Here is a 24,221-nt window from a genome sequence, read left to right on the forward strand (position 1 = left end):
ATATGATTATGTTAAGAATATTTATTAAACATGAACAGACCGCCATAATTTATGGGGGCTGGATGTGGAAAAGGGGATAAGGCAATGGAAGGTAAGATAGGAAAGATATTGGTTGTGGATGATGACGAAAACATCAGCGAAGTGCTCAAGATGTATCTGCAGAGCTCAGGCTACGACACCAGGGTGTGCGGCGACGGAAAGTCGGCCCAGGAGAACTTTTTGGAGTACAAGCCTGACCTGGTGCTTCTGGACATAATGCTTCCATACATTGATGGTATAGATGTCCTCAAGTGGATAAGGAGAGACTACGACACTCCTGTGATCATGCTGACAGCAAAGGGAGATACCTTCGACAAGGTCCTTGGACTTGAGCTGGGGGCCGACGACTACATGGTAAAGCCTTTCGAACCAAAGGAAGTGGTTGCAAGGGTCAAGGCGGTCATGAGGAGATTCAACACTGATGGAGGCGGCAAGGAGGTCCTGAACTTCCCTGAGCTGAACATCGACGTCAATTCGTACAATGTCACGTACAAGAACCAGGACATAAAGATGCCTCCTAAGGAGTTCGAGCTCCTTTACCACCTGGCATCAAATAAGAACAGGGTATTCACAAGGGAGCAGCTGCTCTGTGAAGTATGGGGATATGATTATCCGGGAGACTCGAGGACTGTTGATGTCCATATCAAGAGACTCAGGGAGAAGCTCCACGGCGGACCCAACTGGCAGCTTGAGACTGTCTGGGGAGTAGGATACAAGTTCGAAGTCAAATAGGATTGTGGTGTAATTATGAAGAACAGCAGTCTGGTGACGAAGCTGGTGGCGACCCTCGCCATCGTCGTCGCCGTTAGCTATATTTTGATATCTGCGGCATTGTCAATCTGGTTCCAGGGGCATCTGCGCGCACAGGTCACTGAAAGAGCTGAGATAACCGCAGGGTATATCGCGGAGTACGTAACCGATTATCTTGACAAGGACATTGATGACATTGTACTCGGTGAGAACATAAGGAGGGTCTCGGAGGGTGAAGACTGGGACTTTCTCCTTATCGACGCATCGGACTACATATATTATGTGTCTGATGCGAGTTTTGACAGCCTGATCTACTCAAAGTTTCGGCTTCCTGACAAGGGGAGGCTCATAGCTGGCTCGGAGCTTGAAATAAGCGGAGAGGTGAACCCTGTAACCAAGGAGACCTCCCTCGTGTTCATAAAGCCAGTGTTCAACCAGGATGCCTATGTGGGGAGCCTGGTGACCTATATAGCTGATGAAACCATAAGGGAACCGCTTTCAAGCGTGCTTGTCATTATCTGGGGCCTTGCGGCCCTTGCTTTCTTAATGACGCTCCTTGGAATTTACTACTTTGTCCAGAAGATGCTGTTCAAGCCCCTCACGGACCTGAATACCATAGCATCCAAGATCTCCAAGGGTGAGGTCTCACAGAGGGTGAGCGTGACCTCTGACGATGAGATAGGGCAGCTTGCAAAATCCTTCAACATCATGGCGGAATCACTGGAGCAGACCGACAAGAACAGGCGCGACTTCCTTTCCAACATTTCACATGAGCTGAGGTCCCCGATAACATCCATGAAGGGCTTCATTGCAGGTATACTTGACGGGATTATCCCGAAGGACAAGGAGAACTATTACCTGACAATAGTCTATGACGAGACGCAGAGGCTGACGAGGCTTGTCAATGACCTTCTTGACCTTTCTGCCATGGAATCCGGAAGGTTCTCATTCAGGATGACTGAGGTTGACCTGAACGAGATAATAAGGCTTTGCATAATTAGGGCTGAAACCAAGATAAACGACAAGGGGCTGAAGGTCAATGTAACCCTTGAAGGTGACCATCTCTATGTTGCAGGAGACAGGGACAGGTTGATACAGGTCGTGACCAACCTGCTAGACAACTCCATGAAGCATGCCCCGGATAACGGACATGTGGAGATCTACACCAAGACCAAGGGAAAGAAGGTCCACACAACTGTATACAACGACGGACCAAGCATATCAGAAAATGATATCAAGTATATATGGGACAGATTCTACAAGGCTGACAAGTCAAGGACCAACAAGGTTTCAACGGGTCTGGGGCTTCCCATCGTCAGGAACATAATCACTCAGTTCGGCGAAGACATCTGGGTGGAGAACAGGCCTAAGGGCGTTGCGTTCACCTTCACGCTGAGCAAGACCTAAGGAGACGAAATGGGAGAGTTTGATAAGGATAGGGAAACCACTCAGAACAATGAAGAATACAGGGATGAGAGCCGCTCGGGAGAGATAAGGTTCAGGCAGGACAAGAAGGCTAGGTTCCTCCAGAGGCTTGCCGGAATATCAGCACTCCTGGCTCTTATTGTCATGACCTCACTCATAACGTCGACCATAGTGTCAAGACGTATATACGAGAACGCACTGAGAGTGGACACAGAAGGCAACATCCTTCAGGTAATAAGGATGAACATAGAGAATTTCACCCGTGATTTCTATGACAGGCAGATCATAAGGGACATCTATGCAAGGGTTGCAGGTTCGCTGGTTGGGGTTTCAAGGGATCCTGCAGCGTTCGCAACCGGGAGCTACGATGGAGTTCTCACCGGTGTTGTAATGAATACGAACGGCCATATACTTGTGCCTTATTCAATAATCGACGGGTATCAGGGGCCGATATATGTCAAGACAGCAAAGGACAAGGACAATGTGCTTGAGGCTACGATAGTCGGAAAGGACAAATCCACGGATACTGCGGTATTACTGGTCGAAGGTCTCGATGTGGAGCCGCCGAAATTCGGTGACTCAAGCTCTGTAAAGGTAGGCCAGGCGGTCCTTGCGATAGGCAGCTCGTTCGGTGATATCGAGAAGGGTACAGTGACTTTCGGGATAATCAGCACTGTCAACAAGCTGATATCAACGGTCACTGAGGACAACAGGGAAGTCAAGGTCTACGCCTTCGAGACTGACGCCAGCGTCAATCGGGCGACAAACGGCGGAGTGCTTGTCAGCATGCAGGGCGATGTCATTGGGATCAACAGCCTGGACCTCTCGGAAGGCTTCAACGGAGGCTTCGGTGCAGCCATAACGATCAATGAGGCAAGGAGCGTGGTGCGAAGCATCATCAACACCGGGCAGGCCATTGAGCCGTATATGGGGATAACAGGCAACATAGTGACTGAGGACCTTGAAGGGCAGACAGGCTACTACATCAGAAGGATCGAGCCTGAAAGCACAGCGGACAGGGCAGGGCTTAGGCCTACCGACATCATACTGTCCATTGACTCTATTGCGATGACATCAGAAACCACCATCGATGACTACCTCAAGACGAAGAAGGTTGGAGAGATAGTAATCCTTAAGGTCATGAGGGTTTCCGGGGAGCAGACCATAGAAGCTACACTTTACGGTACAAGGGTAAGATGATTTTTCAAAGGGGCTTTATAACAGGCCCCTTTTTGCATTACAATGTAAGGACACGGAATAGTATAAAGGAGAATGATATAGATGGTTAAGGTAGAAAGCTTCCAGATGGACCACACCAAGGTCAAGGCACCCTTCGTAAGGAAATGCGGTCTTTTTCTTGGGAAAAAAGGGGACACGGTTTCAAAGTTCGACCTGAGGTTCATACAGCCAAACCAGGGAGTGATGGAGACATCAGGCATACATACAATGGAGCATCTCCTTGCAGGATACATGAGGGAGAAGCTGGAAGAGATCATAGACATTTCTCCCATGGGCTGCAGGACAGGCTTCTACATGGTAGCCTGGGGAGACCTGACTGAGGATGCTGTAACTGACGCTCTGGAATATGCACTTAAAATGGTCATTGGGACAGAGGAGATACCTGCCGCTAACGAACTGCAGTGCGGAAACTACAGGGACCATTCCCTTGAGCTTGCAAAGGTCTATGCCAGGGAAGTCCTTGACAAGGGACTTCGCAGCGGCTTCTACGTTTGATTGGGTGGTGGTGAATTTGTACCTTATCGTAGGCCTTGGGAATCCAGGGCCTGACTACATGCACACAAGGCACAATGTGGGCTTCGACTGTCTTGACATGCTTGCGTCCGACATCGGGGCAAGCCTTGACAGGACAAGGTTTCGGGGCTATTTCGGTGAAGGGAGGATAGGCACGGAGAAGGTCCTTCTGCTGAAGCCTTCAACCTACATGAACCTTTCGGGTGAAAGCGTGGGCGAGGCTGCAGCCTTCTACAAGATACCTCCTGAAAACATAATACTCATATATGATGACATAAGCCTAGAGGTTGGAAGGCTGAGAATAAGGAAGAAGGGAAGCCCGGGAGGCCACAACGGAATCAAATCCGTTACTGCGCACCTCGGGACAGACGTGTTTCCGCGGGTGAAGATAGGCATTGGCGGTCCGCAAAGGGACCTAGTAAGGCATGTGCTCGGGAAATTCCAGCAGGAAGAGAGGGATATTGTGGACAGGACACTTTCAGCAGCAAAGGATGCTGTCATTGCAATGGTCAGGAACGGAGTGGACTCTGCGATTTCGGAATATAACGGCTTCAGGGCCGAACAGGTGTCAACATGAGACTTAATGGAATATTGGATGCCATAGAATCCGACAAGGGCTTCAGGGAGCTTATCGGCAATATGGAGGCCGGAAGACACCCCGTGGGAGTATTCGGGGTGTCGGAATCCGCAAAGGCCTTCCTCCTGTCAGCTGTGTTCAGAAAATCAGAACACGGCCTTTTCGTGTTTGCCTCTAAGGACATGGATGCAAAGAACCTTTACGAGGACCTGCTTCTCTATGAGAACGACGTGTACTACTTTCCATCGAAGGAAGCGGTTTTCTACAACATAGACGCCATATCCGGAGACCTAAGGTGGGAGAGGCTCAAGGTAATGAAGAGGCTCCTTGAAGGCGGAAGGAAGATAGTTGTCACAACAATTGATGCCCTAAGCCAGTTCTATACACCTGCCGGCTTCTTCAGGACGTATACCTTCAAACTGAGGCAAGGCGAGACAGCTGACCTGAAGGCCATAGGCAGAAGGCTTACCGAATCAGGGTACCAGAGGGTCGAGATGGTTGAAGGCAGGGGAGAATTCGCCCAGAGGGGCGGGATACTCGACATATTCGTTCCCATGGGGTCCATGCCATACAGGATAGAGCTGTTCGGGGATGAGATAGATTCCATAAGGACGTTCAACCCTGAGACACAGAGAAGCATTGAGCATGTGGAATCAATCGAGGTATTCCCTGCAAAGGAAATGATAATCGGCCAGGAGACCATGGAAAATGGTGCAAGGCGGATCGAAGCAGAGCTTAAGGGAATCATCGAGACGAAGAGCAAAAGGAAGGAGTACCAGAAGGAAAGCCTTGAAAAGCTGAAGATGAATGTGGGTGCGAACCTTGAACACCTTAAGGAAGGCATGTACTTCGAGACCATAGACTCCTACCTGCCATTCTTCTACGATGAGCCGTCAACACTCTTTGACTTCATGGGAAGCGACACAATAGTTGTGGATGATACATCGAACTCACTCGGAAAGCTGGATTCGACATACCTTGAGTTCAGGGAGAACTATGAGGCGTTCCTGGAAAGGGGAGAGATACTTCCATCGCAGGGAAAGCTTCTCATGGAAAAGGAAATGCTGATATCCGAGCTGAAGGAAAGGCCGGTTGTGACACTGAACCAGTTCCAGAAGACAGAGAAGTTCCTTCCCCCAAGGAGCCTCGTCTCCTTCAATGAGGTGACCATATACAACTACCAGGGTCAGCTTGACATGCTGATCGAGGACATAAGGGAGAGGAAGAAGAGGGGCTATGCCACGGTGATCCTCGCGGGCTCGAGGTCAAGGGGTGAGAGGCTTGTCGACACATTAAGGGACAGGGGCCTTGAATCATCCTACAAGGACCAGGTTTCAAAGCTTGTGCCGTCGACAGTCACTGTAACCTTCGGCAACCAGCTAAGGGGCTTCGAATTTCCGGACATAAGGCTGTCACTCATTTCGGACAAGGAAGTATTTGGAGAGGCAAAGAGGAAATCATCAAAGAAGCCGAAAAAGGGGAAGGGCCTTGCCAAGATCCAGTCCTTTACCGAGCTGAAATCCGGAGATTATGTGGTGCATGTCAACCATGGAATAGGTGTATTCCATGGGATCAGGCAGCTCGAGAGCGGTGGACTCATAAGGGACTACCTTGACATATCCTACGACAAGAATGACAAGCTGTTCATACCTGTTGAGCAGCTCGACATGATACAGAAGTATGTGGGCACAGAGGGCAAGGAACCTAAGATAAGCAAGCTCGGCGGCACCGAATGGGCCAAGGCAAAGGCGAAGGTCAAGACGTCCGTTGATGAGATCGCAGAGGACCTGATAAAGCTCTATGCCGAGAGGGAGAAGGTAAAGGGATTCGCGTTCAGCAAGGATACCGAATGGCAGAGGCAGTTCGAGGAAGAGTTCCCATATACAGAAACCGACGACCAGCTTACATCCGTTGAAGAGATAAAGGCTGACATGGAGAAGGACAAGCCCATGGACAGGCTGCTGTGCGGTGATGTGGGCTACGGTAAGACCGAGGTTGCCATGAGGGCTGCCTTCAAGGCAGTCATGGATGGCAAGCAGGTGGCATTCCTTGTTCCTACCACCATACTTGCCGAGCAGCATTATGGGAATTTCAGGAGAAGATTCCAGGGATTCCCTGTTAAGGTCGACATGATATCCAGGTTCAGGTCCCAGAAGCAGCAATCGGACACATTGAAAAGCCTCAAGGAAGGGAACGTGGACATACTGATAGGAACACACAGGCTGATCTCCAAGGATATAAGGTTCAAGGACCTGGGACTGCTTGTGGTTGATGAGGAGCAGAGATTCGGGGTCACCCACAAGGAGAAGCTGAAGCAGATGAAGAGGAGCGTTGATGTGCTTACTCTGTCTGCGACGCCTATCCCGAGGACGCTCCATATGTCTATGACAGGAATCAGGGACATCTCGGTAATAGAGACTCCGCCGGAGGAAAGGTATCCTATCCAGACCTATGTCGTGGAATTCAACGAGCAGCTGGTAAGGGATGCGATACTGAGGGAGAAATCCAGGGGAGGTCAGGTCTACTTTGTGCATAACAGGGTGGAGGACATCAATGTACTTCATGCGTACCTGCAGAAGCTCATCCCTGAGGTGACGATTGACATAGGACATGGGCAGATGTCTGAAAGGGAACTTGAGAACGCCATGATGAACTTCATGGATGGCTTCACTGATGTGCTTCTATGCACGACAATAATAGAAACAGGAATGGACATACAGAACGTCAACACGATAATCGTGAACAATGCTGACAAGCTGGGACTTTCACAGCTGTACCAGCTGAGGGGAAGGGTAGGAAGGACAAACAGGATCGCATATGCATACCTTACCTACAAGAAGGACAAGGTACTGACTGAGGTTGCAGAAAAGAGGCTGAGGGCGCTTAAGGATTTCACCGAACTTGGAAGCGGCTTCAAGATCGCCATGCGCGACCTTGAGATAAGGGGTGCGGGCAACCTCATGGGCAAGGCCCAGCACGGCCAGATGTCCGTGGTAGGCTACGACCTTTATGTCAAGATGCTGGATGAGGCTGTGAGGATGCTGAAGGGTGAATTGGATGAACCGGAGATCAACACGGTCATCGATATCAAGATAGATGCATACATACCTACTGAGTACATCGAGGATGAGATGCACAAGATAGAGGTGTACAAGAAGATCGCCTCAATCGAAAGCAGGGAAGAGTATGACGAGGTCAAGGAGGAGCTTATCGACAGGTTCTCCGATATTCCTGATTCCCTGTACAATCTCATGGACATAGCGCTGCTCAAGTCATTCGCCAAGAAGATCGGAGTACTTGAGGTCAAGGATTACGGTGCCTATGCCCTGATCACATTCGCTTCTCCTGACAAGATGACGAAAGCCGTTATCGACAGGCTTCTAAAGGCCTATGGCAGGAGGATAGAATTCAGGAGGGATGCACCGGCTATAGCCTACAAAATAACTGAAAAGCACAAGGACCAGATGATTGCAGGACTTACAACATTCATGACAGACCTTCTCGCTTCAAACCGCACTTAAGCTAATTTTTAGCATGCGATACTACACTTGTTGAAGCGGGACAGCAAGTCCCTGACTGCAACAATCGAATGAAACTGTGATTTTAAATCAGGAGTGAGGTAGAACAAGTGAAGAGAGTAAAGAAAGCAATAATGGCAGCTGCTGTTGCCGCAATCGCCACCGTTAGCCTTTCGGCATGCGGAATGGTGGAAAGGACACAGGAGTCCATTGATGCGACGATCCTTGCAAAGGTAGGAAGCGTAAACATCACACAGAAGGACCTTGATACTGAGGCCCAGTCTTACATCGACACGCTCATAAGCCAGTATGGAGAGGAAGCTGTAGCATCCGACGAGGGCAAGCAGGTTGTAGCAGGTCTCAAGAAGGACCTTCTGGCTTCACTTGTAGAGATGGAGATATTGAACCTTAAGGCTGCGGACTACGGACTGTCCCTTACATCAGAGGCTGTAACCAAGTCGGCTGATGAGAGGATTGAGTACATAAGGACGATATACGGGGACGACGCCAAGTACGTTGAGAGCCTCAAGTCGATGGGATACACTGAAGAGTCCTACAAGACATTCGTCACTGAAGAGGTTTTGAGAGGTCTTGTATACGACGAGATAGTAAAGGACGTTACAGCTACCGAGGAAGAGGCCAAGGCCTATTACGAGGAGAACAAGGCAGCATACGTGGAGAAGGCCGGAGCAGTAATATACCACATATACTTCGGTACTGATGCCGCAGCAAAGGCCAAGGCCGATGAAGCTAAGGCAAAGCTTGACGCAGGTGCCAAATTCGCTGACATAGCCCTTGAGTACGGCCAGGATTCAACAGCAGAGGATGGCGGTGAACTGGGTTTCTTTGAATATGACACTGACGAGCTTCTCGCGGACTTCATGGACAAGGTCAAGCCTCTCAAGGAAGGCGAGATCTCAGGTGTAGTACAGTCAACTGCAGGCTACCATATCATAACCGTCAAGGATGTCCAGGCAGAGGATATAACTCCTGCATTTGACGAGGTCAAGGATGACGTCACTGATGAGCTGCTTGCAGGGAAGAAGCAGACAAGGTATGAAGAACAGATGGCCACATGGAAGACAGAGCTAAAGGTCACCACGTACGAGGACAAGATAATATAACAAGGTTATTATGCAGGCCGAAACCTTATGGTACGGCCTGCTTTTTTGTGGTAAAATATCTTATTGAGAATCAATTTCAGTGGAGGTATTAAGCTTGAATATATTTGTAAGATACATGCTTGTTGGAATAGGGGCAGTCTCTTTTGGGCTGGGACTCGCAGGGGTTTTTCTCCCACTCATTCCTACCACACCTTTCCTCCTCCTTTCAGCGGCCTGCTGGATGAGGAGTTCTGATAAGGCGTATGCCAGGCTCCTAAGCCACAAGAGGTTCGGACCTGTCATAAGGGATTACAATGAAAATGGCACGATACCGGTGAAGACCAAGGTGATCGCAATCCTTCTGATGAGTCTTGGCATTGGCTCGACCATGCTGTTCTTCACGGACAGCACACTTATAAGGATCATCCTGCTGGCAGTTGCAATATCTGTAGCGGCATACGTCGGATCAAGGCCATCTTCGTAAGAACTGTGGATGTAAGGGATTGGTTGAGGTATATTGTAATCAAGAAGAATTAGAGAGGTGCTTATTTTGATACATTTGGCAGGTCTTGGACCAGGAAATTACGAGTCAATGACGATCGGGACACTCAGGCTGCTTAAGGAAGGACCGCTGTTCCTGAGGACCAGGGAGCATCCGACTGTAAGCTACCTTGAGAGTCAGGGGATAGCCTTTGAGAGCCTTGACAGGTTCTACGAGAGCTCAGGCAGCTTCGAGGAGGTTTACTCGTCGATAGCGGAGTTCATTGTGAGCGAGGCTGTCAAGGGGGATGTCGTATACGCTGTGCCTGGTCATCCTTTGGTTGCGGAAGCTTCTGTCCAGCTCATCATCGAAGCTGCGAAGGAGAATGGCATAGCCTACAGGATCCATCCTGCGGTAAGCTTCGTGGATGCGGTTACTGAAGCCCTTGGCATAGATCCCATAACAGGCCTCAGGATAATCGACGCCCTTGACATCGAGAACGAGCATCCTGACTTCTCGAAGGGAACCGTGATCACACAGGTCTACTCCCAGTATGTAGCTGGCAGGGTGAAGCTTGCACTTTCACAGTATATGGATGATGAGGCAGAGATAGTGTTCATAAGGGCTGCAGGGACTGCTGATGAATCCATAAGGAAAATCAGGCTTTATGAGCTTGACAGGCAGAAGGACATAGACCACCTTACCTCAGTATATGTCCCGAAGGACAATTCGGCATATGACTTCTACAGCTACCTGAGGATAGTCGAGAGGCTCAGGGGGGAAGATGGGTGTCCGTGGGACAAGGAACAGACGCATGATAGCCTCAAGAGGTACCTTATCGAAGAGTCTTATGAGGCTCTGGAGGCCATCGACCTTGATGATCCTGACCTCATGGCCGAGGAACTCGGTGATGTGCTGCTGCAGGTGCTGCTTCACAGCGTCATTGGAAGGCAGTCAGGTGAATTCAACATACATGAGGTCATACGGAAAGGGTCTGAAAAGATGGTCTACAGGCATCCCCATGTGTTCGAGAAGGACAGGGATATGACTTCGGATGAGGTCCTTGCGCAGTGGGATGATCTGAAGAAAAAGGAAAAGAACGAGGAATCCATCATAGATGCCGTCGGCAGCGTGTCAAGGCATTACCCGTCACTCCTGAGGGCTGAGAAGGTCCAGAGGAAGGCAAGGAAATATGGCTTCGACTGGGAGGACATAGAGCCCGTATTCGACAAGATAAGCGAGGAAGTCCTTGAGGTGAGGGAAGCCCTCGACGGAGGCAATGGAAATGATGCGAAGAAGGAGGTTGGGGATCTGCTGTTTGCAGTGGTCAACCTTTCGAGGTTTCTGGATGCGGATCCTGAGATATCCCTCAACAATACAACCGACCGATTCATTTCAAGGATTACCAAAATGGAAGAGCTCATATCCGCTGATGGAGTCACTTTCAAGGGTCTTGGCCTCGAAGAATTGGACCGTTATTGGGAAAAAGCAAAAATATTTGAAAAAAACCTTTAGAAAAGAAGGGTTTGAGCCAATTGTGTAGAATAACAATAATAGTTTCAATTTTTAATCAATAAGGAGGAATCAATTGTGAACAAGGCGGAATTAATCGCGGCAATCGCTGAGGAAAGCAAGCTCACCAAGAAGGATTCGGAGGCTGCTCTCAAGGCTTTTATCACAGCAGTATCTGCAAGCCTTGAAAAGGGTGAAAAGGTACAGCTCGTTGGATTCGGAACCTTTGAAGTAAGGGAAAGAAAAGCAAGAGTCGGTAGAAACCCAAGGACCAAAGAAGAGATAAAGATTCCTGCATCAAAGGCACCATCATTCAAGGCTGGCAAGGACCTCAAGACCAAGGTCAACGTACAGCCAAAGAAGAGGGGCAGAAAGAAAGCTGAGAAATAACATTCCATAGGATGCACGCCTTCTGGGGCGTGCATTTTCATGTTTCAAAATGGATTTTCAACATGAATTTTATAGAAATATAAAAAAACGTGGTCTAAGTTAGAACATTTAACAAATTTTTCTTCACATTGTACGGTAAACTATCTATAATGGAGTAAACGAGGCATTGGACAGCTGGCTTAGAGCGTCAAAGGAAATGGCCCCGGAGGTATAGGATTGAGACTGGACAAGTATTTGAAGGTATCAAGGATCATCAAAAGAAGAACTGTGGCCAAGGAAGCCTGTGATGGCGGAAGGGTCAAAATCAATGACAAGGTGGCAAAGGCAGGTACAGACGTAAAGGAAGGCGACATCATCGAGATCTCATTCGCATCCAAAAAGATCCTGGCAAGGATCCTGAAGGTAGTGGAACATGTCCGAAAGGAAGATGCTTCATCAATGTACGAGATAGTGGAAGGCGAAGAGGATACCGAGGAGTAGGCCTTTTGCATTCTTTTCCGGGAATGGTCCCGCGGAGGTGGTTATGAAGTTTGGCAATCTGATCAAGAGGGCATTAATCGTTCTCTTCATAGTGGTCATAGGCACGACTGTATACAACCAGCAGCTGGCCATGCAAAGGATCAAAGCCAACATTGTCCTGCAGCAGCAGGAGCTGGCTAAAGCAAAAGAAGAAAATGGAATCCTCACGAACAACCTTGAGATGACAAAGACTGACGAGTTCATCATCAAGAATGCAAGAACAAGACTCGGTCTCCTGAAACCAGGAGAAATTCCGGTCATTGATTCTTCGAATTAATTAGGTTATCATGAATAACATACACACAATTTTAAGGAGGATACTTTAAAGCATGACCTTAGAGGTAGGAAACATTGTAGAGGGAACTGTTGTTAACATCACAAGCTTCGGAGCCTTCATTGATTTGATGGGAAAGACTGGACTTGTGCACATTTCAGAAGTGGCTGACAGCTATGTCAAGGATATCAAGGACTTTCTGAAGGATGGCGACAAGGTGAAGGTGAAGGTACTCAGCGTAGACAACAACGGTAAGATTAGCTTGTCCATAAAGCAGGCCAATACAGTAGCGGCTCCGGCAAAGAGGAGCACCAGACCGACTGAAGTCGATTGGCATCATTCTGACAGACAGGACAGGAAGAAAGCCCCTGCACCTTCAAGCTTCGAGGACATAATGTCGAAGTTCATGAAGGAAAGTGAAGAAAAGATGTCGGACTACAAGAAGCATCAGGAAGTCCGCACAAAGAGCAGAAGAGGAAACTAGCAATCATACCCGGCATAATGCCGGGTCTTATTCTTTCCAGAGAAAAGATGTAAACGGTGTGAAAATGGTTGAAATTACTTCTTGAAAATAATGTTAATAATGTGTTGACAGCATAGGGTATCTTAGGTATAATTAATTTTGTCGCCAGAAGGTGGCAGCACGAATGTGGCGGAATAGCTCAGCTGGCTAGAGCATTCGGTTCATACCCGAAGGGTCGTAGGTTCAAGTCCTATTTCCGCTACCAATAGCGTGCTGGAGTGGCGAAACTGGCAGACGCACAGGACTTAAAATCCTGCGGTGGTTAAACACCGTACCGGTTCAATCCCGGTCTTCAGCACCAATCAAGTTAATATCGCGGGGTGGAGCAGTTGGTAGCTCGTCGGGCTCATAACCCGAAGGTCGTAGGTTCGAGTCCTTCCCCCGCTACCATTTGGAGAGCAGTCTAACGATGTTGGGCTGTTTTCTTTTTGTTCAACTAATAAAGATGTAATTTCGGGAGTTTGGAAATGGGTATCTATTTCACCATCAAGAATATTTCATGGATTACTAAAAAAAAGACACTGTGAGGTACAGACACATTAGTTGTGCGAGTTGCCTTACAGTGTTTTTGATTTATTGATTCAAGATAGGTCATGCATTGTAGTTTACTACTCCCAGTCTTTGTTTATCCCGAATGACTTTGACTTCCTAGCAATCATTGACTGTGAGGTCCTAAGTGCTTTAGCGGCTCCGTAAGTGGTCTTATGCTTTTTTAGAGCATCCTGTATGAGAGCTTTCTCGTATTTTTTGACAGCATCCTTCAGAGAGATTGAAGAATCAATATTGTAGTTAAGCTGGGAGTCAGGCATTTGGTCTTTTGATTGTGCCAGGAAAGATAACTGATTTTCGCAGATGACATCTTTCTCACCAATTATTACCAACCTCTCGATCGCATTCCTTAGTTCTCTTATATTGCCAGGCCAGTCATATTTTTCCAATCCGGCCAAAGCGCTTTCATTGAACATCTTCCTTTTGTTGTATTTCTTATTGAACTCATCGAGGAATCTCTCGCTCAAAATCCTTATGTCATCCTTGCGGTCCTTTAGCGGGGGAATCTTTACAGGAATGACGTTTAGCCTGTAATAAAGGTCCTGTCTGAATTTCCCGCTGCTTATCATCTCCATGAGCTTTTCATTCGTAGCTGAAATGAACCTTACGTCCAATGAGATTTTTTTTGTCCCACCAACCCTCATGAATTCATTCTCCTGGAGCACCCTTAAGAGCTTTGGCTGCAAAGAAAGGGGCATTGTGCCTATCTCATCGAGGAATATCGTGCCACCGTTTGCAACCTCAAAAAGTCCCGGTTTTGAAGTGACAGCTCCGGTAAAGGCACCTTTTTCATAACCAAACATCTCTGACTCCAGAAGGTTTTCAGGTATTGCTGAACAGTTGATTGTAAGAAATGGTTTATCTGCCCGATTGCTGTTGAGGTATATCTCCTTTGCCAGAACCTCCTTTCCAACGCCACTTTCACCTAGTATCAGTATGGATGCATCTGTTTTTGCAATCACTGGAATAAGTTCCTTTATATCCCTGATTTTTTTTGATTTCCCAAATAGCTTTGAGGTTTCCTTTTTATCCATAAGTGATGTCAGCTTGGATTTCAGAAGATTATTCATCTCTATTTCCGAATCCAACCGCTCCTTCAATTTGGATATTTCAGTCAGGTTCTGCACGAAGGTGTATACGTAGACTATCTCATTTAGCCCGCTGAATACAGGTGTACTTGTCACCATTATTTTGTTCCCTTCAGAAGAAGATGTGACCATGGAAATCTTCTTTCGTTGATGCAATGCCTTGAGAGCAGCAGATTCATTGGAGATGTCATCAAGGTGACTTGATGTGAGGTCATTTATACGAACACTCTCATCAGCAGGGTAAGGGTTTTCGAGTGAAAGAAAATACTGAAGTTCATTCTGCATGACCTCCTGGATATGCTTTCCGACTGCAAGATCTCTGCGTATCTTGTATGCATTGCTCCATGCCTTGTTGACAAAAATAATGAACCCCTCTTCATTGATTATATGTATTGGCAGGTCTATGAAGTCTGAGACTATAAACGCATTGAGATACTTGTAATTTTCTGATGCTACAAAATTATATTCCATGTCGGCCTCCTGGATGAGCAAAGTGTTAAGTCAGATTTGAGTTAAATCGTTTACGAATAAATAATTTAATTATGACTTAAAAGTGAAATTATTGCTACTGTATTATCCGGAATTTAATATATTGTCAAATATTTAATAATTATGTATTGCGTTGATACAGGCGTGTTTGTGTAAATGTTTACTGGAATTGACATGGGATTGGCACGGCAGTTGCTTATATATAGACAAAAGGCGAAGGAGGTGAAGACAATGTCTAGGATTCTGGCATTCAATGGCAGCCCGCATCGAAGCGGAAACACTTCCATGGCACTTAAGGAAGTCTTGGAAGTGCTGAATACCGAGGGAGTGGAAACGGAATTAATCCAGCTTGGCGGTGTGAAAATAACTCCATGCATGGGCTGCAGGAAATGTTGGGAAACAAAGGATGAGAAGTGCATCATAAACTCTGATGTAGTGAATGAGCTGATTGCGAAGATGAAGGAAAGTGATGGATTCATCATAGGGAGCCCTGTGTATACATCTAATGTGACTGCAGAAGTAAAGGCGTTCATGGACAGAACCAATTTTGTTTCAAAGGCCAACGGTAATCTTTTCAAGGGTAAAATCGGGGCTGCGGTAGTCGTGGCAACAAAAACTGGAGCAACCTTCGCATACTCCGCAATTAACTTCATGTTTGGAATCTCCCAGATGATAACGGTAGGTTCTACATATTGGAATTCCGCTTTTGGGAAGCATCCTGGGGATATCATGGAAGATATTGAGGGAATTGAAAGCTTACATGTTCTTGGCAGCAATATTGCTGAGTTGATAAAAATGCTCGACAGGGAGGAAAATTATGGGTAGAGAAATATTACAGGGGGTAATAGACATACACGTTCATGCGGGTCCGTCTGTTGCCAACAGAGCGGTAGATGCAGCTGAAATGCTGAAAGAAGCTGAAGCAGCAGGTTATGCTGGTTTCCTGGTCAAGGATCATTATTTCCCAAGCATGATGGGAACGAAAATGATAGAGAAGCATTTGGGCAATGGAACCTGCAGAATCTTCGGATCCATGGCACTGAATAATTCAATGGGCTTGTTCAATCTGAAAGCGTTGGATACCGCAAGGCAGATGGATGCGAAAATGGTTTATTTTCCTACAGTTTCAACAAAAAAGCATATTGATGACCATTCAACTGGTGCATTTGTAGGTGCAGGAAAATCTCAGATAGCAGAAAATCCTGTGACCTATGTAGATGAAGAAGGTAATCTTGATCCAGCAGCGATAGAGGTGCTTGAGTATATGGCCAGTCATGACATGGCGCTGGGAACAGGACATGGAAACATATGGGAGGTAGACCATCTTGTGGAAAAGGCTGTTGAGCTGGGTGTAAAGAGGATCCTGGTTAACCATCCGCACTACAATGTTGGAGCCACATATGAGCAAATGGCCAAATGGGCCAAACTGGGAGCGTATATCGAGCTTAACGTATGCGTATTCAAGAGCGGATCAAAGCTTGGAGATGTCGATGATATTGTCGCAAAACAGATGATTGACGCTGTTGGAGTGGATAGGATAATATTGGACTCTGATCTTGGTCAGGCAAATAATGGTTCGCCTGTAGAAGGAATGTATAACTTCATGAATCTACTGATTGATCAGTTTGGAGTATCAGTTGAAGAAATAAACAAAATGGCAAAAATAAATCCGGCTATACTGCTTGGAATATGACCAAGCTGAAATAAAAGCATATTAGGAGGAAAAAAATGACAACAATCGCTTCAGGAAATTGGAATGAATCACCATGGCAGCCAGTTAGGGAAGGTATCTCAAGAGTCGTATTTGCAATGGAAGCAGACAGCGTCTGCTGCACTATAGGAAGGGTAGAGAATGGAAACGAAGTGAAACCCCATACTCATCCCAATGAACAGATAGCTCTTGTCCTTGAAGGTGAATGCGATTACTACGTTGATGGAGTACCCTACAGGCTGAAGCCGGGGTCATGGGTGACGGTTCCATCAAACGTTGAACACTACATACACGTATATGACAGTCCGGTGCCTTGTCTTCAGATGGATATATTCACTCCGGACAGGCCTGAATATACTGAATCATACTCACAGTTCATCAAGGATGTTAAGTAATAAAAAAAAGAGGAAACACGATACGAAGCGTGCAATCCTCAAGTAAGTATTCTGAAACCATGATAGCACGTTGTTAGATAGAAGTAAACGTTACTGGATTATCGGTGATTCTGCTTTAATAAGAAAAGTGAGGGAAAAATAATGAAGAAGCATATATTAGGAATTTGCATTTTAACACTAAGCACAGCCATTATGCTTTCTGGATGCGGATCAAAAGCTCCGGCAAATGAAACAACTGCACCGAGCAATGGTACAAAGGAACAGATAAAGATAACATTTGCTGATTATGGGTCAAGCAAAATGGCGCCTGCCAAGGGATACCAGGATGGAATCGCGTACATAAAGGAAAAGACAAATGGAAGGATAGAGATTGACTACGTTCCTGATGCGGTACTTGGCAACGAGACCGAGATGATACAGCAGCTCATGGATGGCACAATGCAGATGGCAACGCTGGGAACAAGCACGTTCAGTAAATTCACCGACAAGCTGGAGGCTTTTCAGCTTCCATTCCTTCTTACTGACTATGAGAAGGAACAGGCTGCATTCGAAAGCCCTGAAGGACAAGCGTTACTTGCGTCTGCGGAGGATCTAGGGCTTAAGATAGTGGGATTCATGGAAAATGGAATCAGGCACTTTGCTAACAATAAGAGACCGATCGTTACCCCGGATGACCTTAATGGCCTGATACTTAGAGTCGTACCCAGTACAATGCTTAAGGAGGCGGTAAGCATGCTGGGTGCTAACCCAACGCCGCTGAATTACGGCGAGGTTTATACTGCACTTCAGAACAAGGTAATTGATGGAGAAGAAATTAACATCACATCACTTTATGCTATGAAGCACTATGAGACAATTAAGTATGTCTCGGAGATTGGAATGTACCCATTCCCAGCCCTGGTAGTATTCAATCTTGATTTTTGGAACTCTTTGTCTGCAGAAGACCAGAAGATTATATCAGATGGATTCAAGCAGGGAACCGAGAATCTATTTGAAAAACATCTTCCAGAGTTTGAGGTTACTGCAAAGGATGCTTGCATTAAGGCAGGAGTTGTCTTTAACGTAATTGAAGACAAGGAGGCATTCAGGGGAAAAATCGCACCGATTTACGAAACATACAAGGCGAAGGACCCTAAAATCAAGGCTTTCATCGAAGCAATGGTTAACTACAAATAATATCCTTGACAAACCGCAATAGAAGAGTTGGCTGGCCAATATGGCCAGCCGGCTTATCCCACCCAAGGAGGGTAGAATAACGTGATTAAGAAAATATTGGATTATGTTGCAGCAATAATCAAGGCTTTCCTTGGTTTACTTCTGGGTATTATGCTTATAGTCGCATTGACAGAGGTATTCAGGCGTTACTTTATTGGTAAGTCATTCCCATGGTCAGAAGAGTCAATAAGGTACCTGATTATTTGGATATCACTACTAGGTGGAGCAGTTAGCTATAAGGAACATGGGCTTGTATACTTTGACATGATAGTTGATTTGGTCAAAGGCAAGAAAAAGGGATTACTAATGATCTTCTCGAACACAGTAACTCTTGCTTTCATAGGATACATATTTATGAATTCTATAGGTTCGATAACATCACGTTCAATTATGAACCAGAAAAGCATAGGACTGCAAATATCAATGGTAATACCATATATGGCAATCCCCATAGGCATGGGCTTGATGTTCATATTCGGGCTTTATCATTACAAGGAAATATATGATAAGTATTTTGGAGGTGCAACGAAATGACTCTTGCGATAATTGCATTTGTCCTGACTCTGCTTGCAGGGGTTCCAATTGCAGTGGTGCTTGGAGTTGCAGGTGTTCTCCATATTTTTGAAATTGGCAATGCATCGTTTTTCAATGCAATCACACCAAGAATATTTGGAGGTATGGATGTTGTTGGATTGACCTGCATTCCGTTCTTCATTGTTGCCGGTGAAGTGATGAATGCCAGTGGTGTTACTGGTAAACTTCTCGAATTTACCAGGAACCTTATAGGTCATTTTAAAGGTGGACTGGCATATGCTGTTGTTATAATAGCAATGATACTTTCAGCAATTCTTGGCTCTGCCAATGCAGTAGCATCAATACTCTGTGCAGTAATCATCCCTGAAATGACTAAGGACAAGTATCCTGAGGAATTCAGTGGCGCACTGATTGCATCATCAGGAATATTAGGCCCTATCATTCCGCCAAGTGTAACCTTTGTTTATTTCAGTGTTTTGAGCAATGTATCCGTGAATGGCTTGTTCATGGGTGGAATAGTACCTGGAATACTTCTGGGAGCGGGATTTGCTATTATAATCTTTATCAGTGTAAGAAAATTTGATTTGCCACCAAGCGAATCATTTAATCTGAAGCGATTGGTCAAATCCTTCTTATCAGCACTTCCTGCTTTAATAGTGCCAGTTATAATTGTAGGAGGTATAATGACAGGCGCATTCACTCCTACTGAATCAGGCGCAGTTGCAGTTCTGGCAGCATTCCTGGCAGGTCTCTTCTACGGGAAATTCAAGATGTCGATGTTTCCAGGTATCTTTTCTAGATCCGCTGTCGCCACTGCCGGAATTTTCCTTATCATCGGATTTGGTAACATCATAGGTTGGTCAATGGCGATTGCTAAGATACCTCAGGCGATTTCAGCTGCAATCCTTGGATTTACGTCAAGTAAGTCAATCATTATCCTAATGATGCTTTTTATACTCATTTTAGTAGGAGCAGTAATGGAAGCAACGGCTGCAATGCTTATATTTACACCTGTTATGCTACCTATAGCCATACAGATTGGGATGGATCCGATACACTTCGGAATAATATTCTGCATCATGATGACAATAGCTTTGATAACACCCCCTGTTGGTATGACGTTATTTGTAACTTCAAATATATCGAAGATATCATTGAACAAGTTAGCGAAAGCTGTAGTACCATTTTGTATAATGGCCCTTATTGTTACATTTGCCCTGGCATTCCTGCCTGACCTTGTTATGTTCATACCAAGATTGTTGGGGATTGCATAATTAAATTGGAGGTACGAAATGAATAAGAAATTCTCATTAAGAGAAAGAATATTGAATAAGGAAGTTGTCATCGGTACATTCTATAAATTCAACAGTCAGGCGATTGTAGAGATGATAGGGATCGCTGGATTTGACTTTATGATCGTTGATACGGAACATTCCAATTATTCAAGCTATGACATAGAGGGTCTTATCAGAGCTGCAGAGTGTGTTGGGCTAAGCAGTGTGATAAGAGTAAGGGAAGCAATTGCTGAGGATGTCCTGCATGCACTTGATTCAGGTGCTGATGGGGTACAAATTCCCAGCATATCAGATGTAGATACTGCGGAAAAGGTATGCAAATCAGCGAAATATTACCCTGAAGGCAATCGAGGATTCACAACATCACATAGGGCTGCAATGTACAGTGCCTGGAATAAAAATGAAAAGTATACCGATTATTCGAATAAGCACTCTCTTGTGATAGCCCATGTTGAAAATCTTGAAATGGCAGAGAATATTGATGGTCTGCTTAAAATTCCACAGCTGGATGTTGTTTTTGTGGGACCGGGGGACCTAAGCCAGGCAATGGGAAAGCCTGGACAGATGAATGATCCTGAAGTTGTCGCATTGATTGAAAAGATATTTGTTAATGTATTGGAGAAAGGTAAGGCAGTTGGAATATATTGCGGAACACCGGCAGATGTCAAGAAGTATGTAGGTTTGGGAGCAACTTATATTGCATACGGATCTGATATGACCGCATTATCAACAGCCCTGTCCGGACTTGTAAAGTCAGCCAGGGAAGCCCTGTAAGAATTGGTTATTAGATTGGAGGAGAAATTTATTGTCCAAGACCATCATCACCGCAGCAATAACAGGTGCCATACATACTCCGGGGATGTCCCCACATCTGCCGATAACGCCGGAAGAAATCGTAGAAGATGCCGTCAGGGCCTGTGAGGCCGGTGCGGCAGTAGTTCATATTCATGCCAGGGACCCAAAGGATGGAAGACCTTCAGCTGATGTCGGCCTCATGAAGGGGATTGTATCGGAAATAAAAAAGAGAAGCGATGTCATAATCTGCATAACTACAGGTGGCAGCATCGGTATGCCGCTTGATGACAGGATTGCTGCGATACCTGCCCTTAAGCCTGAACTCGCATCATGCAATGCAGGATCCATTAATTTTGTCATCGAACCGGCAGCAAGAAAGCTTAAGCCTGTTTATGACTGGGAAGTGCCTTATCTAAATGGCACGAAGGACCTGGTATTCTCGAATACATTCCTTAGCCTCGAAAGATACATAAATGAAATGTATAAAGTCGGAGCAATACCTGAATTTGAAGTGTATGATGTCGGTATGATAAATAATCTTGCCTATTTCCTGAAAGAAGGCATCCTGAAGAGGCCGATATACATACAATTTGTCATGGGAATATTGGGCGGGATTCCAGCCAGTGTGGATAATCTTGTATACATGCTCAAAACCGCCAAAGATCAGCTGGGTGACTTCAATTGGTCCGTTGCAGCAGCAGGCAGGAACCAATTCACAATGACTACTGCAGCGCTTACTCTTGGAGGTAACGTGCGAGTCGGGCTGGAGGATAATCTATACCTGGCTCCAAAGGTGCTGGCAAAAAGCTCTGCTGAGCAGGTGACAAAGATACGTGGTATAGCAGAGGCTCTATTCAAGGAAATAGCTTCTCCTGATGAGGCGCGTTCCATTCTGGGACTTAAGGGAAAATCCGAAGTGGCATTCTGAAGAATTTAATCAAATTATGACTACCCTGAGAGTGAATGTTCGTGAAACAGGCACTCTCTATTCTGTTAGAATATGATTAGATGAAGTAAGATGTATTGCTGTCATATTGGTAGACTGAAATGTTATTGAACTGATTAACCAAGATTTTGAGGAGGCATTGAAATGGCGTTGATGACTGGTGAACAGTATGTGGAAAGTTTGAGAAAGCTGAACATGGAGATATACATGTTTGGAGAAAAAATTGAAAATCCTGTGGACCATCCTATGCTCAGACCTTCGCTGAATTCTGTGAAGGTGACATATGAACTGGCCCAAAATGATGAGTACCATGATCTGATGACATCAAGGTCTCATTTCGTCGACAAAGATATTAACCGATTTACTAATATCCATAGGAGCGCCAATGATCTGATAAGCAAGGTGAAAATGCAGAGGTTACTGGGTCAGAAGACAGCATCATGCTTCCAAAGGTGCGTTGGGATGGATGCAATCAATGCGGTCTTCAGCACTACGTATGAGATAGATAAGGAATATGGAACCATATATCACGAAAACTTCCTGAAATATCTCAAATATGTTCAGGAAAAGGATCTTACAATAGATGGAGCGATGACAGATACAAAGGGTGACCGGTCTCTACCTCCAAGCAGACAGGCAGATCCGGACCAGTATCTCCACATCGTGGAGCGAAGACCTGATGGAATAGTGGTCAGGGGTGCCAAAGCTCATCAGACTGGAATATGCAATTCACATGAAGTGCTTGTAATGCCCACAGTATCAATGGGTCCGGATGATAAGGACTATGCTGTTGCATTCGCAGTACCTGTAGATACTAAGGGCATAGTCATTATAATCGGTAGACAGTCCTGCGATACCAGGAAATTGGAGGGGCCGACAATCGATACAGGCAACAGTCAGTATGGTGGAGTTGAGGGCCTGACAATATTTGATGATGTATTTGTACCAAATGACCGGATATTCCTTAACGGAGAGACGGAATTTGCGGGTATGCTTGTGGAAAGATTCGCAGGATACCACCGGCAGAGCTATGGTGGCTGCAAGGTTGGAGTCGGGGATGTTCTGATCGGGGCATCTGCATTGGCGGCTGATTATAATGGAGCAGGGAAGGCATCCCATGTCAAGGACAAGCTGATAGAGATGATCCATCTGAATGAGACATTGTATTGTTGTGGTCTGGCCTGCTCTTCTGAAGGGAAGATGACAGAGTCTGGGAATTACATGGTCGACCTTTTAATGGCGAATGTATGCAAACAGAATGTAACGCGGTTCCCATATGAGATTGCAAGGCTCGCTGAAGATATTGCCGGAGGAAGCATGGTTACAGCTCCTTCTGAGAAGGATTTAAGGGACCCTATTGTAGGACCGTACATTGAAAAATATATGAAGGGGATCAATGGGGTTTCGGCGGAGAACAGGCTGAGAATAATGAGGCTGATAGAGAATCTGACACTAGGTACTGCCGCAGTAGGATACAGAACCGAGTCGATGCATGGAGCGGGTTCACCTCAAGCGCAGAGGATCATGATAGCGAGGCAGGGCAATGTATCGGCTAAGAAGGAGTTAGCTAAGGCGATCGCGGGAATCATTGAGTGATTAGCTGGAACAAATGATTCTATAATCTGAAATACAATATTAGTGACTAGCTTTAAAAGGACAATATCAGTTTATATGGCATTACGATTGTATGAAGTGTTATATTTATTGCAAGATGAATAATATCGGGCTATTTTGTTTAGGAGAATATATGGATAGAATTGAGAACCAAGAACCTGAAGAAAGATGGGACAGAGTGATGAAGCGGTATGCCAGCGTAGTTGCTGTTGTCTTCTGTTATATAGTCAAGGATGGGAAGATCCTGCTCATAAGGCGGGGTAATCCTCCTTCATACAATGAATATACTGTCGTTGGAGGAAAGAAGGAAGTCGGTGAGGACCTGATCGCAGCGTGCAGGCGTGAGGTAGCGGAGGAGACTAACCTGGATGTCAGAAACCTCGAGTTCAGGGGTGTTGTGCATAATCATATGGCTGGAAGGGATTTTGAAGTCATAACATTCTATTTCAAAACAGAGGACTTTACAGGAGAACTCAGGTCCGGAAGCGAGGGTGACCTTGAGTGGTGCAGCATCGATGAAAGTTTCCACAAGGATGGAATCAGCGAGTATTACCTGAGGATAACTCCACTTGTCCTTGGTGACAGGGCAAGCTTTGTGGGGTCCATTTCCATAGACGGTGAAGGTAAGATAGAGCGGTTTGAGATCAGCTGAAGGAATATTGTGAGAAGAGAAGAGCGGCTTTTGGCCGCTTTTCTCTATTTATAAAGGGTCAATCACAAAACCTGT

The 24,221-nt window shown here is 45.9% G+C and carries 24 protein-coding genes and 3 tRNA genes; 26 read left to right on the forward strand and 1 reads right to left on the reverse strand.

From position 1 onward, the window contains the following. The first annotated feature begins 84 nt into the window (after positions 1-84). The 16 genes from T472_RS09525 to T472_RS09600 all read left to right on the forward strand — a co-directional run bounded on the left by T472_RS09525 (position 85) and on the right by T472_RS09600 (position 13,253). Positions 85-771 carry a response regulator gene (locus T472_RS09525; RefSeq protein ID WP_023387701.1) on the forward strand — a complete coding sequence of 229 codons (687 nt, stop codon included), beginning with the start codon at positions 85-87 and terminating at the stop codon, positions 769-771. A gap of 15 nt (positions 772-786) precedes the next feature. Beyond that, the gene (locus T472_RS09530) at positions 787-2,196 is read left to right on the forward strand and encodes a sensor histidine kinase (protein ID WP_023387700.1); all 1,410 of its coding nucleotides are present in this window, start codon (positions 787-789) and stop codon (positions 2,194-2,196) included. A gap of 9 nt (positions 2,197-2,205) precedes the next feature. Then, positions 2,206-3,414 carry a S1C family serine protease gene (locus tag T472_RS09535; protein ID WP_023387699.1) on the forward strand — a complete coding sequence of 403 codons (1,209 nt, stop codon included), beginning with the start codon at positions 2,206-2,208 and terminating at the stop codon, positions 3,412-3,414. An 81-nt stretch (positions 3,415-3,495) separates the two neighbouring features. Then, complete coding sequence (locus tag T472_RS09540; RefSeq protein WP_023387698.1) at positions 3,496-3,948, forward strand: S-ribosylhomocysteine lyase; 453 nt, start codon at positions 3,496-3,498, stop codon at positions 3,946-3,948. 16 nt (positions 3,949-3,964) lie between these two features. Further along, positions 3,965-4,543, forward strand: coding sequence for an aminoacyl-tRNA hydrolase (gene pth / locus T472_RS09545; protein WP_023387697.1), 579 nt, complete (start codon positions 3,965-3,967; stop codon positions 4,541-4,543). Then, entirely contained in the window at positions 4,540-8,064 is a 3,525-nt protein-coding gene (mfd, locus tag T472_RS09550; protein ID WP_023387696.1) for a transcription-repair coupling factor, read from the forward strand. Before pth ends, mfd begins: the two co-directional genes overlap by 4 nt. Positions 8,065-8,171: 107 nt before the next feature. After that, entirely contained in the window at positions 8,172-9,185 is a 1,014-nt protein-coding gene (locus T472_RS09555; RefSeq protein WP_023387695.1) for a peptidyl-prolyl cis-trans isomerase, read from the forward strand. A 94-nt stretch (positions 9,186-9,279) separates the two neighbouring features. Next, positions 9,280-9,648 carry a YbaN family protein gene (locus T472_RS09560; RefSeq protein WP_023387694.1) on the forward strand — a complete coding sequence of 123 codons (369 nt, stop codon included), beginning with the start codon at positions 9,280-9,282 and terminating at the stop codon, positions 9,646-9,648. Positions 9,649-9,714: 66 nt separating this feature from the next. Continuing rightward, positions 9,715-11,160 carry a bifunctional methyltransferase/pyrophosphohydrolase YabN gene (gene yabN, locus T472_RS09565; RefSeq protein ID WP_023387693.1) on the forward strand — a complete coding sequence of 482 codons (1,446 nt, stop codon included), beginning with the start codon at positions 9,715-9,717 and terminating at the stop codon, positions 11,158-11,160. Positions 11,161-11,235: 75 nt separating this feature from the next. Further along, on the forward strand, positions 11,236-11,547 hold the full coding sequence (hbs, locus tag T472_RS09570) for a non-specific DNA-binding protein Hbs (protein ID WP_023387692.1): 312 nt from the start codon (positions 11,236-11,238) through the stop codon (positions 11,545-11,547). 216 nt (positions 11,548-11,763) lie between these two features. Continuing rightward, positions 11,764-12,027: an RNA-binding S4 domain-containing protein gene (locus T472_RS09575; RefSeq protein ID WP_023387691.1), complete on the forward strand. Its 264-nt coding sequence runs from the start codon at positions 11,764-11,766 to the stop codon at positions 12,025-12,027. Between the two features lie 43 nt (positions 12,028-12,070). Then, positions 12,071-12,343, forward strand: coding sequence for an FtsB family cell division protein (locus T472_RS09580; protein WP_023387690.1), 273 nt, complete (start codon positions 12,071-12,073; stop codon positions 12,341-12,343). A 52-nt stretch (positions 12,344-12,395) separates the two neighbouring features. After that, positions 12,396-12,824 (forward strand): S1 domain-containing RNA-binding protein, encoded by a 429-nt coding sequence (locus T472_RS09585; RefSeq protein WP_023387689.1) that lies wholly within the window; start codon positions 12,396-12,398, stop codon positions 12,822-12,824. Between the two features lie 167 nt (positions 12,825-12,991). Further along, positions 12,992-13,068: transfer RNA gene (locus tag T472_RS09590), tRNA-Met, on the forward strand. Positions 13,069-13,075: 7 nt separating this feature from the next. After that, positions 13,076-13,164 (forward strand) — tRNA-Leu (locus T472_RS09595). A gap of 13 nt (positions 13,165-13,177) precedes the next feature. Beyond that, positions 13,178-13,253 (forward strand) — tRNA-Met (locus T472_RS09600). 218 nt (positions 13,254-13,471) lie between these two features. On the opposite strand, the gene T472_RS09605 is transcribed toward T472_RS09600, so the two are convergent. Then, on the reverse strand, positions 13,472-14,971 hold the full coding sequence (locus T472_RS09605; RefSeq protein ID WP_052011794.1) for a sigma-54 interaction domain-containing protein: 1,500 nt from the start codon (positions 14,969-14,971) through the stop codon (positions 13,472-13,474). Between the two features lie 174 nt (positions 14,972-15,145). Between T472_RS09605 and T472_RS09610 the strand changes: the two genes are divergently transcribed. The 10 genes from T472_RS09610 (at position 15,146) to T472_RS09655 (ending at position 24,146) form a co-directional block, all read left to right on the forward strand. Continuing rightward, complete coding sequence (locus tag T472_RS09610) at positions 15,146-15,814, forward strand: flavodoxin family protein (protein WP_242864789.1); 669 nt, start codon at positions 15,146-15,148, stop codon at positions 15,812-15,814. Further along, complete coding sequence (locus tag T472_RS09615) at positions 15,807-16,682, forward strand: DUF6282 family protein (protein ID WP_023387686.1); 876 nt, start codon at positions 15,807-15,809, stop codon at positions 16,680-16,682. The genes T472_RS09610 and T472_RS09615 overlap by 8 nt, the downstream gene beginning before the upstream one ends. A 35-nt stretch (positions 16,683-16,717) precedes the next feature. Continuing rightward, the gene (locus T472_RS09620; protein ID WP_023387685.1) at positions 16,718-17,095 is read left to right on the forward strand and encodes a cupin domain-containing protein; all 378 of its coding nucleotides are present in this window, start codon (positions 16,718-16,720) and stop codon (positions 17,093-17,095) included. A 141-nt stretch (positions 17,096-17,236) separates the two neighbouring features. Then, a complete protein-coding gene (gene dctP, locus T472_RS09625) occupies positions 17,237-18,271 on the forward strand; it encodes a TRAP transporter substrate-binding protein DctP (protein ID WP_023387684.1) in 1,035 nt (344 codons plus the stop codon). Positions 18,272-18,352: 81 nt separating this feature from the next. Continuing rightward, a complete protein-coding gene (locus T472_RS09630) occupies positions 18,353-18,844 on the forward strand; it encodes a TRAP transporter small permease (RefSeq protein WP_023387683.1) in 492 nt (163 codons plus the stop codon). Continuing rightward, positions 18,841-20,118, forward strand: coding sequence for a TRAP transporter large permease (locus T472_RS09635; RefSeq protein WP_023387682.1), 1,278 nt, complete (start codon positions 18,841-18,843; stop codon positions 20,116-20,118). Before T472_RS09630 ends, T472_RS09635 begins: the two co-directional genes overlap by 4 nt. Positions 20,119-20,136: 18 nt before the next feature. Further along, positions 20,137-20,913: an HpcH/HpaI aldolase family protein gene (locus T472_RS09640; RefSeq protein ID WP_023387681.1), complete on the forward strand. Its 777-nt coding sequence runs from the start codon at positions 20,137-20,139 to the stop codon at positions 20,911-20,913. A 31-nt stretch (positions 20,914-20,944) separates the two neighbouring features. Then, positions 20,945-21,862 carry a beta-keto acid cleavage family enzyme gene (locus T472_RS09645; protein ID WP_023387680.1) on the forward strand — a complete coding sequence of 306 codons (918 nt, stop codon included), beginning with the start codon at positions 20,945-20,947 and terminating at the stop codon, positions 21,860-21,862. A 162-nt stretch (positions 21,863-22,024) separates the two neighbouring features. After that, the gene (locus tag T472_RS09650; RefSeq protein WP_023387679.1) at positions 22,025-23,476 is read left to right on the forward strand and encodes a 4-hydroxyphenylacetate 3-hydroxylase family protein; all 1,452 of its coding nucleotides are present in this window, start codon (positions 22,025-22,027) and stop codon (positions 23,474-23,476) included. A gap of 151 nt (positions 23,477-23,627) precedes the next feature. Beyond that, entirely contained in the window at positions 23,628-24,146 is a 519-nt protein-coding gene (locus tag T472_RS09655; RefSeq protein ID WP_023387678.1) for an NUDIX domain-containing protein, read from the forward strand. The last annotated feature ends 75 nt before the right edge of the window (positions 24,147-24,221 follow it).

This window comes from Youngiibacter fragilis 232.1, from assembly GCF_000495435.3.
Classification (GTDB): domain Bacteria; phylum Bacillota; class Clostridia; order Clostridiales; family Clostridiaceae; genus Youngiibacter; species Youngiibacter fragilis.